A 14911-nucleotide genomic window follows, 5' to 3' on the forward strand; every position below is an offset into this window, starting at 1 on the left:
GCACCAGGCCCAGCGAAGAGGCCTGCACCGTGCCTTTCATGGAGCTAGGCCAACGCACCCCCGATTTCAGCTTTTTGCTGAAAAACCGTGTCAAGAACTTTTTTCACTGCCCTGCTGAATAGTTACACAAAAACAAAGCTTTATCGGGTTCACGAAGTCAACTCTTCGCTTTTCCTCGGTGTGCTCGGTGCTCTCTGTGGTGAAATCGCTTTCACGCTAATTTCCCTAAACTTCTCGCCAGCTCCACCCCCTGCCGCAGCTCGGTGGCGACGGCGTCGACCTTGAGTTCGGCGGGGAGTTCGGGAAGCAGGCGGAAGGCGCCGCCGCCGAGGATGATGCGGGGCGCGGCGGAGCCGAGTTCGGTCCGCGTCCGTTCGACCAGTTGGATAACCTGGGGCAGGTTGAAGAGCATGGTGGCGGAGATGCCGAGGAGATCGGCCTGGTGGTCGCGGGCCGTTTTGAGGATGTCGTCCAGGGGCATGTCGGTGCCGAGAAAGCGCACGTCCCAGCCGTCCGCTTCGAGCAGATCGGCGACCATGTTGGACCCCACCTGATGCAGTTCCCCCTGGACGCCGGTGATGACCGCTCGCCCCCGGCGTTCCCTGGCGACGGGCAACCGCTCGTAGACTCGCGCCACCACATATTGGGTGATGGCCGTGGCCATGTGTTCGTCGGCGACAGTGATGCGGTTGGCTTCCCAGAGGCGGCCGACCTCGTAGAGCGCTTTCTGGAAAATCTCCACATAGAGATCGCGCAGATCGTGCCCCGCGTTGTGGGCCTCAAGGACGATGTCGACGGCGGCCTCGCGGCGACCGGCGAGAATCGCCTGCAGAAAGAGCCGGCGACTGAGGGCCAGGGGATCGTTCGTCTCCCTTTTGCCTTCCGTTTTCTCGGCGGTCAGGGCGGCAAATTCGCTTCCGGCGGCGAGGGAGATTTCCGGCATGGGGTCTCTTGGGCTCATTGCGGTGGACTTTCCCGCTCCACCCGATTGCGGCCGCCGTCCTTGGCGCGATAGAGGGCGGCGTCGGCGCGGGACATGAGACTGTCCGGGTTGCTCCCCGGCGGCAGCAAGGCGACGCCGAAGCTGGCGGTGATCTGTTTTGGATAGCCGTCGATGGCCAGTTCCGCCACTTCCCGGCGCAGGCGTTCGGCGATTTCGACGCCTTTATCCAGATCGGTTCCCGGCAGCAGCAGGGCGATTTCCTCACCGCCGACGCGGGCGACAAGGTCGTAAGGGCGCACGCTCTTTATCAAGGCGGCCGTGACCGCGACCAGAACCTCATCCCCCGTTTCGTGGCCGTAGTCGTCGTTGACCTTCTTGAAGTGATCGAGGTCAAGCATCACCAGCACCAACGGCGACTTCATCCGTGCTCCCCGCTCCGCCTCGAAGCGCAGCCGCTCATTGAAGGCCCGGCGGTTGGCGGCACCGGTCAGGGGATCTTTCAGGGCGAGTTCCTGAATGGTGCGATAGGCTTCGAGCAATTGCCGGTTGCGCTCTTGCAACTCGCGGTTCTTGCGGGTGTTTTCCCGGCTCAATACGGCCAGCTGATTGTTCAGCTGCAAGAGTTCGTCGGCGAAGGCAGCGGTTTTGGCGGCGGGATTTTCGGCGACGAAAAGAACGCCCCGAGGGTGGCGGACCAGATGGCAGCGCAGTGTCGTCGCCCCCTGCAGAGGGCTGTGCAGATTGAGCAGAAACTCCTCGCCGCGCTCATCGTCCCCGCCCACCAACCGTCGCCGCAGTTGCGCGCCGTCGGCTTCGGTCAGATGGGCGGCGAGGGGCCGGTTGCGGCAGTCGTCACCGCCCAGGTGCAGCAGGCGCGGCACCCCGGGGCTGTGGGCGCGGATGATCCCCTCCCGGTCGAGGAGCGCGCAGAAAAGAAGGTCGCTGCCGAGGAGAAAATCGGCCAGCTGATTCAAGGAAGCGTCTTCAGGTTTCATCGCGTTTCAGTCCGTCAGGTAGTTGGCGATGCAGTGCGCCGGGGAGGGTGAAGCGGAAGCAGCTGCCTTTTCCCGCGCCTTCCGATTCGACCCAGATGCGGCCGCCGTAAAGTTCGACAATCCGCTTCACCAGTGCAAGACCCAGGCCGCTGCCTTCACTCTTGGCGTCGAGCTTTTCGAAAAGACCGAAAATTTTCTCCCGGTAGCGGGGATCGATCCCCATCCCGTTGTCGCGCACGAAAAAAACGATCTCGCCTCCCGTCTCCTCCACGCCCAGCCGAATTCGAGGTGCGCCCTGATCTCCCATGTACTTGACGGCGTTTTCGATCAGATTCTGCCAGATCTCCAGCAGGCGCGGACGGTCACCGAAGAGCTTCGGCCCCTGCTCATCCCTTTCGATCCCCACTTCTTTCTCGGCCAGGGGGCCGGCCATCAGCGAGAGGACTTCTTGCAGCAGCTGGTCGAAGGCGATTTCTTCCGGCGGATTGACGAGTCGCCCGATGCGCGACATTTCCAGCAGTTCGTCGAGCAGTATGCCCATTTTTTCCGCTGCCCCGCGCATGTGGGCGATGTCCGTCTCAATCCGCTCCGCGTTGTCCGAGGCGATGTCCTGCTCGAGAAAGCCGAGAAAGGCCTTGACCGTGACCAGCGGGCTCTTGAGGTCGTGGGAAACGGTGTAGTTGAAGCGCTCTAGTTCGCCGCTGCGTTCTTCCAGTTCCCGTGCCTTCTGTTCAAGGGCGATTTCCGCTTCTTTGCGGGGAGTGATCACCTCGGTATAGAGGACGATGCCGCCAATGCTCCCATCCCGTTCATGCCAGGGGCGGCACTGCCAGCGCACATAATCGACCCGGCCGTCGTCCCGCTCGAAAGGCTCGTCCTCGGCGCCGAGCACCTCCCCGGCCAGAGCCCGGCGATGAACTTCGCGCCATTTTTCGGGAATCTCGGGGAAGATTTCGTAATGGTGCTTGCCAATAATATCCCGGTGCTTGACCCTGTAATCGTTCAGGAAGCGGTCACTGACAAAAAGAAATTGGAGGTTTCGATCCAGGACGGCGATGGCGTTGGGATCGTGTTCGATGATGTAGTTCATCAGCTCGTGCCAGTGCCCGAGCCGGGCCTCCGCCTCTTTGCGGGGGGTGATGTCGTGAATGATGGAATACATGTAGACCCGACCGTCGAACTCGACGGGACCGGAAAAGACCTCGACCTCCCGAACCTCGCCGCCAGCCAGGCGGTGGAGGAATTCGAAATGGTTGCGCCGCAGCTGTCGGGCCTTCTCCATTTCAGCGCGGATCGCGTCCGGGGGCAGGGTGTTGAGGTTGGCAAGGGGCATGCCCCGCAGTTCTTCCGGGGAGTAGCCGTAATAGTCTTGAGCGGCGGGGTTGGCGTCGATGATGTTGAGCGTTTCGGGGTCGACGAGCAGCATGACCGAATGGTGGTTGGCGAAGAGGCTGTGATAGCGGGCCTCGCTCTGGCGCAGCCGGACTTCGGCCTGATGACGTTCGGCCAGATGGTTTTGCAGACGCCTTCGGCTGAGGCCGATGCCGAGCATCCCCAGGGACCAGAGCCCGCCATAGCCGATGAGGTGGAAAAGGAGATAGGTGCGCAACTCCGCCCGGTAGGGGGCCCAGGGGATGGCAACGCTGATGCCGCCGCGGATGTCGTCCACCTGGTAGCCCTGGGCGGCATGGCACTTGAGACAGCCGACATCGACGATCATCGGCCGCATCAGACGCAGGTAGGGGTCACCGTCGATGCTTTGCAACGCCGAGCGCTCGCTTTCGCCGCGCTCGAAGGCTTCGAGCGTGGCGATTTCCCAGGGATCGGGGGCATTGCCCGGGCGAATCGGCCGCAGGCTGGTGATGTGGGCGCGGGTGCCGAAGGTGTCGTCGGCCAGTTCGTGGATCTGGCGCAGCATGTAGGCGGGGTTGATCAGGGTCAGGGGGCGCCCCGAGGGGGTTTCGATGTCCCGCTCGGGTACATGGGCGAGGTTGGCGTTGGGCGGATTGCGGGGGGAAACGGGGGCGTATATGCCGCCGTGGCCGGTCGCCCACTTGCGGAAGGTGAGATCCTTGGCGTAACTGTGACGGGCGGCGGTGCGGGCGTTGTTCAGCGCCGACTGGCGGGCCTGATAGTAGTCCCAGCCGGCCAGGAGGCATATGAGTAGGCTCCAGCAAACAACGATCAGGACAAAGGAGTCGGCAAATTGCCCAGCCCCGGTCGCTTGCGCTTCCGGGGGGGTGGTCGGCCTGTCGCTGGAAGGTTCGGTCATCGCCGTACTCTACCTTTCCGCTGAAGGGGGGAGGTCTTTTACGGCATCAGTCCTTCCCACGTACCGTCAGCACCGGCACGGTCGAGCGGCGCACCAGGCGTTCGGCGGTGCTGCCGACCATGACGTGTTCCAGGCCAGTGCGGCCGTGGGTGCCGACGACGATGAGGTCGGCGTTGACTTCCTTGGCCTGGCGGATGATTTCCTGGAAGGGGATGCCCATCACGACGGCGTTGGTGTAGGGGACGGTAGCGGCGAAGTGCTCCCTGCAGAAGTCCTCCATCGCCTTGAGCGACTGGATTTCCACTTCCCGCTCCAGCAGGGCCATGGATTCAGGCTGAATCATCGTCTTGCGGCGGTCGGTGAACTCGCCGAGAACGTGCAGCACGTGCAGTTCGGCCCCGGCCAGTCGCGCCAGCAGCAGGGCGTATTCGGCGGCGGGGAGCGAGCTTTCCGAGAAGTCGGTGGCGTAGAGAATCTTGGTGATGCTTTTCATGACAGCCTCGTTTCGCTGAAGTTTCATTGTTCGCTTGTCCGTGTTCAAGCGGGAGCGGCTACCATCCGGTCGCGCCGGTTCTTGGTCCACTGCATGAACCAGACCATTCCCACCAGGCCGATGCCGATGATGTCGGTGCTGATGGTCGGCCAGTAGAGCAGAACCGTGGCCGGAGCGAGGATCAGCCATTCGAGGATGGACGTCCGGCGAATCCAGTAGAACATGGTCAGCGACGAAAAGGCAATGGTGCCGAGAGTCGCTGAAACGAAGCTCATGATGATGCGGATCGGCGTCGGGCTGATCTCTCCCTTTACCAGCACCTCGCCGGGGTTGACCATGGCGCCGGGGGTCTTGACGACCTGCGTGACCTTGGCGTTCTTTTTCGCCCGAAGTTCGATGGTCTGGTCGCCGGCGAGCAGGACGGCGACCAGATCGTCGGGCTGGTATTCACCGCCCTCTTTGACCTCGATCTTCAGCACGGTGGCAAAGGGGGCGCCGTTTTCCAGTTCCGGCACCTTGACTTCATTGAGCTTGCCCTGAAAGAGGATCGACGGGGTGAAAGCGAAGAGCACCGGCATGACGTAAAGGAGCTTGGCGAACTTGAAGGAGGTCCAGCCGGTCTTCCAAGGGTCGGCGCCGGCGATGGCCGCGCCGGCGTAAGCCGCGACGCAGACCGGTGGCGTGATGTTGGAGTCCTGGCTCAGCCAGTAGACGATCATGTGCGCGCAGACCACCGGCACCCCGAAATTGCCGAGGGCGGGAACGGCGAGGACGGCGACGATCAGGTAGGCGGCGGTGACCGGCACGCCCATGCCGAGGACGAGGGAGGCCAGGGTGATGAGAATCAGAGCCAGAATCAGGCTGTTCCCGGCCATGGTAATGATGATGTCCGAGAACTTGAGGCCCATGCCGGTCAGCGAGATGATGCCGACGATGACGCCGATAACGCCGACGGTGGCGCCGATGATCAGGGTGTTGCGAGCGCCGGTGAGAATCGCTTCCCAGATCTCTTTGGGACCCATGCGCGTCTCTTTTTTCACCCAGCTGATGGCGATGCAGGAGATGGTCGACCAGAAGGCCGAGAAGCCGGGGGAGCGCCCCATGATCATGAGAATGGTCATCAGCACCAGGGGGATGGCAAAATACCAGTCGTTCTTCAGCACCGTGCGCCAGGGGGGCAACTCCTCATCCACCCCTTTCAGGCCAAGCTTGGCCGCCTCGAAGTGGATCATGCAGAAGACCGAGAAGAAGTAGAGCAGCGCCGGTCCGACCGAGATCATCATGATGTAGGAATAGGGCAGGCCGGTCAATTCGGCCATGAGGAAGCCCCCGGCGCCCATGATCGGCGGCAGGAACATGCCGCCGATGGAGGCGGCGGGCTCGATCGCCCCGGCGACGTGGGGCTTGAAACCGGCCCGCTTCATCAGCGGGATGGTGAAGGCACCGGTCGAAACGGTGTTGGCGATGGCGCTTCCCGAAACCGAGCCGAAGAGGGCCGAAGCGATGACCGCAACCTTGGCCGGGCCGCCGGTGCTCTTTCCGGCCAGGGAGAGGGGCAGGTCGATGAAGAAGCGTCCGGCCCCGGATTTCTGCAGAAAGGCGCCGAAAAAGATGAAGAGGATGACGTAGGTGGCGAGAACATTGGCCATGACCCCGAAGACGCCGTTGGTGGTGAGAAAGAGGGAGGTGGCCATGCGCTCGATACCGAAACCCCGGTGCGCCAGGATCTCCGGCAGGTGCGGGCCGAAGTAGGCGAAGGCGAGCATAATGGCACCGATCAGGGTCATCGACCAGCCGAGCACCCGCCGGCAGACTTCCATCGACAGGAGGATGCCGGCGATGCTGATCAGCCCGTCCAACTCGTTTTCCGCTCCGGCCCGATAATTCAGCGCCTCGAACTGGCTGATCCAGTAAAAGACCGCGCCCCCGGCGGCGCAGGCGAAGAGGATGTCGCTCAGGGTCGGAACCTGGCGCCAGCGCCGCATGATCCAGCCGTCACAGAAAAAGAGCCCGACGGCGATAGCGACGCTGCCGACGCCCAGCGGCCACAGGGCCAGGGCGGAACCAAGGCCCGCATCCCCGACTTCCAGCAGACGCGCGTGAAAGGTCGCCACATCGGGATAGAAGAAGAGGCAGGCGATCAGGCAGCTGATGATCGCGCCGATCAGCACGCCCAGCACCCCCCGGGTGACGGGACCGCCTGACGGATAGAGCAGAAAGACCAGCACATAGGTGACAAAGACGTACAGCCCCAGATGATACTGGGTGCCGACCGTGGCGACCCCGGCCGCGTAAAAATAGAAGAGCACCATGAACGCCCCGAGCAGGGCGGTGACCCAGTGCCAGAACCCGGTAGGGGTGCGGAAGGATTTGGCGTCCTTCTCCATTAACGCTTTGAGTTTTTTCTTCTCTTCCGGATCCAGATCCTGGATATCATCCAACTCTTCGGACATCGGGCGCTCCACATCTGCTTAGGGTTAAAAAGCCCGTTCGCAATAAGACGAACCGGCCGGTTGACAGGCAAAGCGGGGCACAAGGCCCCGCTTTGGTGAACTTATTGAATCGGTGAGGAGTGAGGGGTGAGGCGAGAAGATCGGTGAGGTGTGAGGCGTGAAGAGTGAGGAGTTGAAAAAATTCTTTTTTTTCCCTTCACCCCTTACTCCTCACTCCTCGCAGTTCTTCCCCTCACTCTTCACAGTTTTACTTCGCCAGCTGCGCGTCGGTCAGGGTCAGGCCTTTTTCCTGCCAGAATTTGGCGGCGGCGGTGTGCAGCGGGGTGACGATGCCGTAGTTGCCGTCCTCGACCTTCATCGCCGCGGCGGCCTTGGTGACGCCGACCATGAAGGTCAGGCCCTCGGGGGAGAAGATCTCTTTCAGAGAGTTGTAGGCCACGTCTTCTTTGACATGCTTGCCGGCGACCCAGATGGTGGAATCCTGAACCGTCTGCACGTCGTAGTCAACCCCGCTATAGGTCCCGGCGGGGATGGTCACTTCGGCATAGTACGGGTTGTCGGTGAAGAAGCTCGAAGCTTTGGCATCTTCAACCAGGCTCAGCAGTTTGATCTTGTTGCTCGCCGCTGCCTGGATGACCGAAGAGTTGGGGAAGCCGGCGAAGACCCACATGGCGTCGATCTTCTTGTCGCCGATGGAAGAAGCCGCTTCGCTGTAGCCGATATACTCGACGTTCATTTTGTCCCACAGCCCCAGGGCGGTGAAGTAGCGTTGGGCGCTGGCGGCGGCGCCGGAACCGGCGGGGCCGACGGCGACGCGCTTGCCTTCGAGGGCCTTGACCGACTCGATACCGCTGTCGGCGAGCACCACCAGGTGCGCGGGGGCTCCGTAGAGGTAAGCCAGGGAGAGGACGTTGGTGTACTTCTTCGGATCGTTGGTCAGCTGCCCGGTGGTGCCGAGGAAGAGGTCGCCGGCATAGACCACGCCGAAGTCGGCGTCGCCGCTATTGACCCGGCGCAGGTTTTCCACCGAACCGGCCGAGGCCATGTTCGAAACTTCGACATCGGGCAGTTGTTTCGAGAGACGGCTGGAGATGGCATTGGAGAAGTACTGAAAGGTGCCGCCGTCGGGGCCGCCGGAAAAGGCGAGGCGGGTTTTGGCCGCGAGGGCGCCAGCGGGAAGGGCCATCAGGGCGGCGCAGGCGAGGCAGCCTGCGAGGGCGAAAATACGCTTCATTCGGCTCATGCGGGGTTCTCCTTTAGTGAGGGATTAAATGTAGAACGTCATTCTAAAAAACACGGGCAAGATCTAAGCAAGGGCGATGCCAGGTTTATGAACGACGACCGACGGTTAAAAATTGTACCGCAAAATCAGCGATTTCAAGAGGAAGACGAAAAATTAATCTCTTATTTCCCCCTAACGTGGCGGCCAAAAACCGCCGCAAGGGGTGAAAAACAGCCGCCAGAAGGTAGGGGCGACGCATGCGTCGCTGTACGAGGTAGGGGCGCAGCATGCTGCGCCCAGGCCCCACAGGGGTCGACCGTAACAAGGGCGTGCGTCCATGTTCCATCCCGGTTGACCGTGCCAAGGGCGACCCATGGGTCGCCCCTACGCCCGAACGGACGATGTCCGGTTATTGGTGGTGGGCGTTTCGATTGTAACAGGGCGCAGCATGCTGCGCCCCTACAGGTAACCATTCGTAATGCAACGGGAATTCCATTTTTTCTTAGGGGCGACGCATGCGTCGCCCGGGTTATGCCACCGTCGTCCGGCGGCGCATCGCCGGCAATTCTTCTGTTGCCGCGAAGGGGGCGACGGGGTTAGAAAAGAGGTTCAGGGTTTTCCCTCGGCCGGAATCCCCGAAAAATTGTACGGATATTGGGGGAAGGGACAATGCGCGCACGCAAGATCGATCCGCAATTGAAGGTCGACACGGTTTTGACCGAGGCCCGGCGCCTTTTCGTCGAGCACGGTTTTCATCGGGTTTCCATCCCGATGCTGGTCGCCGCATCAAAGGTCAGCACCGGGGCCATCTATCATCATTTCGGCAACAAAGAAGAGCTGGCCCGCACCATCTATGAACAGACCCTGGGGGATTTCCAGGAGCGGCTCGAAGAACGGCTGGTTGGGCAGACGGACGTCGTTTCCCAGTTGCGCGCCTTTGGGCAGTTGATTATCGACATCGCCGAGAGCGACCCGGAGATGATGCGCTACATGCTCTTTCTCAATCACGGCGAATTTCTCAGCGCCTGCCCGCCGATCTGCTCCTCGGCCCCTTTTCGCTGGGTGCAGGAGCGGGTGCGCCAGGGGATGGCCGAAGGAGTGTTGCGCGGAACCATCCCGCTGGTAGCTTCCGCCGCCTTCACCGGGGTGCTGTTGCGCAGCATCGAGCTCTGCTATCAGGGGGTCATCGACTCCTCCCCCTCGACCATCGCCGACGCCATTCTCGATCACGCGCTCTGGGCGGTGCTGAGTTGAGGGCGGCGATCATCATCACGAGGTAAGGGCGCAGCATGCTGCGCCCCTGCATGTTTTATCCCCTCCATCCCCTTCATCCCTGTAAACATTAAAGCCTCACCTAAGGAGCGCCTCTCCCGGCCCCGGAGACGAATATTGGCAGTATAAAAAAGAGTTATATTGATGAGTTGTTCTTAGTCGCCGAGGGGATGGGCTAAATCGCGCAGTGGGTGTCCGCCTTTTGACAGGCAAAAACCACGAAAAGTAATTTCTGTCAAAATCACGACGCACAGGTTGGCGACACTCAATAAAGCGGCACTAACTTCCGCACTTTCTCGCTTTTTTATTCTCTCCCTCGCTTGGCGTTTATTTGGTCTCATGATCCTCTCGTAAACTGCCGTACTTTCGTCACTTTCCTGTTTCTTCCCGCAAGAAATCCCTTTTTGTGCGTCATGTGATGTGAGTTATTTAAGACCGGTTGTGTTGACATTGGGCATGCTCCTTGCTGCATTTGCCGACGTGTGTCCGGTTGCGAATTGAATACAAAATTGCGTCTTCGTTTTCTGGAAACTCATAAAAAGCCTGATAAACTGGTGTCGTCTTAAGCCTGCCGGTCTGATTTTGATGAGGATGTGGGAGGTTGCGATGAGCGACTTCAAGAGGTTGGAGGAGGTGAAATGCCGCACCCCGGTCGTCATTTGACCGGAAGTGCGATAGTTCACGCAATGGAACGCCACTTATTCACAAGGAGCAAGGAGAGAGCATGAAACGGATTTTTTCGGAAATGAAGAATCTCAGGTATGCGCTGCTCGCCATCGCGGCGACGGCTCTGCTGCTGGGCGGTTGCGGCGGCGGGGGTGGGTCGAGCTATGACGAGCCCACAACGGTTACCAACCCGGCGATTCCCGGGGTGGCAACCAATGTTCTGATCGAGCCCGAGACTCTGAAGAGCTGGATGGATGCCGGCAAGGTCAATGCCGCCGACAGTTTCGACGGCAAGGTCGTCATTCTGGATTACGCTTCCGATAACACGGCTATGCACATACCGGGTGCATTGAAGGTACATTCAACAGAATTGACAGCAAGCCGCCTTGAGGGCTTAGCCGTTTCTGGCTCGATGGTCGCGACAGGGGCCATGATGGATGCAGTTATTGAGCGCCTTGGTATCGATCAAAACACCACTATTGTCATAACTACAGCTGGTGGTACCAATATGTATCAGGCAACTAGGGCTTATTTCGTTTTTCGCTACTGGGGTTTCCCCAAAGCTAAGCTAAAGGTGCTTGATGGTGGTAATCAAGCTTGGGATGCCCATGTTGCTGCGCAAGGTTGGGGTGCTGGATACGCATTAACCGATGTGCTTACTGGAAATCCTACACCATCGACATTCAGTGTTCGTAACCTAGGTACCCTGTGTGACGACTTGCGTTATTCCATCGGCGAGATGATCACTGAGGTTTACCCCGCATTGCAAGATGGGACCATGCTTCATCTGGACGCTTTAGGTGAGGCTCATGCCACTGCTACCGCAAAAAATTTCACAACATCCTTGAATCAGGCTGGCAAATGGGTTGTCTTTGAGGGCCGTATCCGCAACAGTAAACCTTTAGCCCAAGGCTCCCTTTATAATGCGAATAATAACTATCGCTTTAAAACCCCCGAGGCTATTCGTGCATTGTTTGAAGATCAGAATGTCGGATGGCGCCAAGGGCTGCCGACTGTGACAGCATGTCGAGCAGGTATAAGCTGTACAACATTGTTTTTTGCACTCGATGCTATCCTCGATTCACCGGCTTACGTTTATGATGGGAGCTGGGGGCAGTGGGGTCTCTACTCGACTCTTAATACTTCTACTAATGGAAAAATACCTACTACCCTGACAGGTGAGAGATCGAAATGGGCAGTGGACCAGTTTACTATCAGTGGCCCAATGAATTCGCCAGTTCCAGGTCCCGTGTATAATGTTGGGTTCGTAAAAACAGTGAACAACGCAGATTACACTTTGAGCCTCACGGATATTGAATCTGTAACAATTAACACAAGCGTCCTTTATAACACCAATGGTCCTGCGGACCCTGCCGCTAATCAGATCGAAAACGAAGACCGGGAATACATCGAGACCCCGCCTGCCGGTAGCGGCGCCACGGGTCCTGTCTCGGGTGGCGCTGGCGGCGGTTGCTAATTCAGCGCCTGTTTATTGAACATTAACTTCTCTGCAAAGGAGTCTTTATCGTGGAATTTCGTAAATTACTGACCGCCTGCGTAGGTACGGTCCTGCTGGCGACCCCGGCTTTCGCCGGGCCGACCTGGACCTTCGGCCCTGAAGATCAGGGAGCTCTAAAGCTCGAATACAAGGGCCAGTTCCAGCTTAATCACCGGGATACCGGTGGCGGTTCTGACGATGACGAAAGCGTCAGCGAGTTCAACTTCCGCCGTAACCGCGTCGCCCTGATGGGCGCTTACGGTAAGCATTTCGGCCTGTATGTGCAGACCGAGTTCAACGAAGACAACAATATCACCGGCTTCAATGTGACCGATGGCGACAATGAGGACTTCCAGTTGCTCGACGCGGTCATGCGCTTCAAGTACAACGACGCCGTCAACTTCTGGCTCGGTAAGTACAAGTACAGCTTCACCCGTGAAAACCTCGAAGCCTGCGAAATGCCGCTGACCCTCGACCGCTCGCTGTTGATCCGGGCTCCGCTGGTTGACGAAGGCACCCGCGACAAGGGCGTGACCCTGTGGGGTAACCTCTTCGATCAGAAGTTCCAGTATCGCCTCGACGCCATGAACGGCCGCAACGATTCCGCCTCGGCACCGGATTCGGCCTTCCGCTACGGCGCCCGCGCCCACGTCACCCTGCTCGATCCCGAGAACGGCCACGGCTACAAGGGTACGTATCTGGGCGAGAAAAAGGTTCTGACCATCGGTGGTGCTTACCAGATGGAAAAGGACGTGGCTTACAGCAACTACACTGCAGCCGGCATTGGCTCAGAGTCCGTTGACTACAAGGCTTGGACTGCAGATCTCTTCTTCGAGTATCCGGTTGATGGGGTAGGTACTTTCACGGTTTCCGGCGCCTATGCCGACTACGACCTGGATGATGCCTATAAAAATGACAATCTGGCTGATCTCTATGATACCGGCATTATGGGTATCAATGGCGAAAAGAACGGTGGTTATGTTAAGATAGGTTACATGCTGCCGAATCTGCCCCTGCAGTTCTTTGCCCGTAGCGAAAGCTGGTCTTTGTCTAACTACAACGGTTTCTATGACCAAGAAGTCGACTGGTACGGCGGTGGTTTCAACTACTACTTCCGCGGCCAGGATCTCAAGCTGACCATGGAACTGTCTCAGGCCGACTTTGATAAAGAAGGTAAGAAGGTTTTTGGTGGTAAAACCTACAATACCGAAGACTTCACCACCGTCACCGCGCAACTTCAGGTTATTTTCTAATTTAGTTTCACAGCTTCCGGCTCGCTGTTGAGCCGGCAGAACACAACCCGTAACGAGAGGAGTATGTATCATGAAGAAGCTTATTGTTCTGGCCGCCGCCATGATGATGGTTGTATCCGTCTCCGGTTTGGCCCTTGCCAAAGACTGCAAAGGCAAAGTGACCGCCGTCGACGGCGACGTCGTCACCATCGAAGTGGAAAAAGGCAAGGCCGCTGACATTGCTGTCGGCGCTGACGTTAAACTCGACGTCAAAGCCGAAAAAGCTCCGAAAAAAGGCAATGACATGCTGCAAGGCTGCTAATCAGCCTGTTTGACCCCGGGGCCGGCGCCCGTCGCCGGCCCCATCTTTTTAACTGTGTTGATGTGGGTTGATGGTTCTGCTTGTCGCCTCACCCCTCACTCCTCACAGTTCAATGGGAGATAGGAGAGGATTTCAACATTATGCCGACGAAGAAAAGATCGAATGTTCTTTCTATCGCGGCGACGGTTTTGGCGGGGTTTTCGCTGATTCTTTTCAGCGGAGCTCTCGATCCGGCGCAGGCCGCCGGTATCGGCAAGGATGGTACCATTGCCGCCAAAAAGGGCAAGGCAACGACCCTTGAAGAACTGATCGCCATGTACGATTCCTCCTCGTGTATCGAATGTCACGAGGACACCCACAACGAATGGGCCAATTCCGCCCATGCCAAGTCGGTTTACGGCACCGGCCGTGTGGCCGCGACCTTCAAGACCGCGTTCACCAACGGCTTTTTGTCCTGGGCCTACTCGGGCGTGACCGATCCCAAGGATGTCGAAGTCGAACACCTGATGGGCTGCACCAAGTGTCATCTGCCGCAGATGGCCGATGCCACCGACGAAGTCGCCAAGGAGTTTGTCGGGGTTATCTATGACCTCATGGACGCCAACAAAAGAGGCGACTCCGAGACCTTCCAGGAGAAAAAAGACCTGCTGCTCAAGCTCAACATCAACTGCATGGTCTGCCATAACCGCAACGCCATCGTCCACAAGTGGACCGACGGCTATCCCCAGGCCGGCGTGGTTTACGGCTCCAGTGACGGCGCCCACGACGATCCCGATACTCCGATCATGAAGACCAGCCACATCATGGGCGAGGCGATTCAGTGTGGTCAGTGTCACGGTCTCGGTCCCAATCTGGAACTTGATAACCCGACCCAGTGCGCTACCGGTTACGGCAGCTACCTCTTTTCTTACATCCCCGGCGGCGGCGACAAAACCTGCCAGGAATGCCACATGCGTGAAGGCGGTCTGGGCCATGACATCCAGAGTTACCGCTCGAAAGTCATGACCGACAAGGCCGTGGAATGGCATGTAAATGCCCGGCCGATGTCCTGGCTGGATGGTCGTACCGTTCGTCCGAAGCTGATGGTTGACGTGTCGATGACCAATAGAGCGGGTCACGGCATCCCTGATGGCTGACCGACCCCCAACCGACTGGTTCTGTCGGTAATTGCAACAGATGAAGAAGGCGACGAAATTTTCAACGACGAGCGGTTGTACATGCCCGTTCCCCAGCAATTCGCCCGCACCAACAAAATGGGTCGCGGTCCTTATGAAAAGAGCGGTCTGGTTGCCGATACGGCTCTTCACCCCGGCAGGGAGCATCATGAACATTTTGAAGTCCTGCTGCCGAATGAAGAGGGGATGACCAGCTCCAAGGTCGATCTCAAGGTGGAACTCTGGTATCTGCCTTACGGCAACCGGGATAGCGATCCTTTCCTCTGGAAAGAGTACAGCGAAACCGTGGAAGTAAAGCTGTAGAACAAATTATTTAACTCCTGATCTGGCGTACTTCGCGTGGCCGGTGGACCCCTCTCACAGGGTTC

11 protein-coding genes are annotated in these 14911 nt (G+C 58.8%); 5 read left to right on the forward strand and 6 right to left on the reverse strand.

The window, feature by feature from the left end; translation table 11 throughout:
• Positions 1 to 211: 211 nt before the first annotated feature.
• From BQ4888_RS14700 to BQ4888_RS14725, 6 genes are all read right to left on the reverse strand, one after another.
• Positions 212 to 943 (reverse strand): cobalamin B12-binding domain-containing protein, encoded by a 732-nt coding sequence (locus BQ4888_RS14700; RefSeq protein ID WP_170232895.1) that lies wholly within the window; start codon positions 941 to 943, stop codon positions 212 to 214.
• Positions 944 to 957: 14 nt separating this feature from the next.
• Positions 958 to 1938 (reverse strand): GGDEF domain-containing protein, encoded by a 981-nt coding sequence (locus BQ4888_RS14705; RefSeq protein WP_092058033.1) that lies wholly within the window; start codon positions 1936 to 1938, stop codon positions 958 to 960.
• Positions 1928 to 4210 carry a PAS domain S-box protein gene (locus tag BQ4888_RS14710; RefSeq protein WP_092058034.1) on the reverse strand — a complete coding sequence of 761 codons (2283 nt, stop codon included), beginning with the start codon at positions 4208 to 4210 and terminating at the stop codon, positions 1928 to 1930. Before BQ4888_RS14710 ends, BQ4888_RS14705 begins: the two co-directional genes overlap by 11 nt.
• A 46-nt stretch (positions 4211 to 4256) precedes the next feature.
• Complete coding sequence (locus BQ4888_RS14715) at positions 4257 to 4703, reverse strand: universal stress protein (RefSeq protein WP_170232896.1); 447 nt, start codon at positions 4701 to 4703, stop codon at positions 4257 to 4259.
• A gap of 44 nt (positions 4704 to 4747) precedes the next feature.
• Positions 4748 to 7156, reverse strand: coding sequence for a TRAP transporter fused permease subunit (locus BQ4888_RS14720; RefSeq protein WP_092058036.1), 2409 nt, complete (start codon positions 7154 to 7156; stop codon positions 4748 to 4750).
• A 247-nt stretch (positions 7157 to 7403) separates the two neighbouring features.
• A complete protein-coding gene (locus tag BQ4888_RS14725; protein ID WP_092058037.1) occupies positions 7404 to 8399 on the reverse strand; it encodes a TAXI family TRAP transporter solute-binding subunit in 996 nt (331 codons plus the stop codon).
• A 648-nt stretch (positions 8400 to 9047) separates the two neighbouring features.
• On the opposite strand from BQ4888_RS14725, the gene BQ4888_RS14730 reads away from it, so the two are divergent.
• The 5 genes from BQ4888_RS14730 (at position 9048) to extKL (ending at position 14846) form a co-directional block, all read left to right on the forward strand.
• Entirely contained in the window at positions 9048 to 9632 is a 585-nt protein-coding gene (locus tag BQ4888_RS14730) for a TetR/AcrR family transcriptional regulator (protein WP_092058038.1), read from the forward strand.
• A gap of 742 nt (positions 9633 to 10374) precedes the next feature.
• Positions 10375 to 11793: a selenite/tellurite reduction operon rhodanese-like protein ExtH gene (extH, locus tag BQ4888_RS14735; protein ID WP_092058039.1), complete on the forward strand. Its 1419-nt coding sequence runs from the start codon at positions 10375 to 10377 to the stop codon at positions 11791 to 11793.
• A 47-nt stretch (positions 11794 to 11840) separates the two neighbouring features.
• Positions 11841 to 13067, forward strand: a complete 1227-nt coding sequence (gene extI / locus BQ4888_RS14740; RefSeq protein ID WP_420841966.1) for a selenite/tellurite reduction operon porin ExtI — start codon at positions 11841 to 11843, stop codon at positions 13065 to 13067.
• 70 nt (positions 13068 to 13137) lie between these two features.
• Positions 13138 to 13368 carry a selenite/tellurite reduction operon protein ExtJ gene (gene extJ / locus BQ4888_RS14745; protein ID WP_092058041.1) on the forward strand — a complete coding sequence of 77 codons (231 nt, stop codon included), beginning with the start codon at positions 13138 to 13140 and terminating at the stop codon, positions 13366 to 13368.
• Positions 13369 to 13508: 140 nt separating this feature from the next.
• Positions 13509 to 14846, forward strand: coding sequence for a multiheme c-type cytochrome (seleno)protein ExtKL (gene extKL, locus BQ4888_RS14750; RefSeq protein WP_248595822.1), 1338 nt, complete (start codon positions 13509 to 13511; stop codon positions 14844 to 14846).
• Positions 14847 to 14911 lie beyond the last annotated feature (65 nt).

This window comes from Desulfuromonas acetexigens (assembly GCF_900111775.1).
Taxonomy (GTDB): Bacteria; Desulfobacterota; Desulfuromonadia; order Desulfuromonadales; family Trichloromonadaceae; genus Trichloromonas; species Trichloromonas acetexigens.

What these genes read in the sequence shown, in the direction of transcription:
- BQ4888_RS14725 (WP_092058037.1), bottom strand. Translation starts at nt 8,399, where the DNA reads ATGAGCCGAATGAAGCGTATTTTCGCCCTCGCAGGCTGCCTCGCCTGC.
- BQ4888_RS14730 (WP_092058038.1), top strand. Translation starts at nt 9,048, where the DNA reads ATGCGCGCACGCAAGATCGATCCGCAATTGAAGGTCGACACGGTTTTG.
- extJ (WP_092058041.1), top strand. Translation starts at nt 13,138, where the DNA reads ATGAAGAAGCTTATTGTTCTGGCCGCCGCCATGATGATGGTTGTATCC.
- extH (WP_092058039.1), top strand. Translation starts at nt 10,375, where the DNA reads ATGAAACGGATTTTTTCGGAAATGAAGAATCTCAGGTATGCGCTGCTC.
- BQ4888_RS14705 (WP_092058033.1), bottom strand. Translation starts at nt 1,938, where the DNA reads ATGAAACCTGAAGACGCTTCCTTGAATCAGCTGGCCGATTTTCTCCTC.
- BQ4888_RS14720 (WP_092058036.1), bottom strand. Translation starts at nt 7,156, where the DNA reads ATGTCCGAAGAGTTGGATGATATCCAGGATCTGGATCCGGAAGAGAAG.
- BQ4888_RS14700 (WP_170232895.1), bottom strand. Translation starts at nt 943, where the DNA reads ATGCCGGAAATCTCCCTCGCCGCCGGAAGCGAATTTGCCGCCCTGACC.
- BQ4888_RS14715 (WP_170232896.1), bottom strand. Translation starts at nt 4,703, where the DNA reads ATGAAAAGCATCACCAAGATTCTCTACGCCACCGACTTCTCGGAAAGC.
- BQ4888_RS14710 (WP_092058034.1), bottom strand. Translation starts at nt 4,210, where the DNA reads ATGACCGAACCTTCCAGCGACAGGCCGACCACCCCCCCGGAAGCGCAA.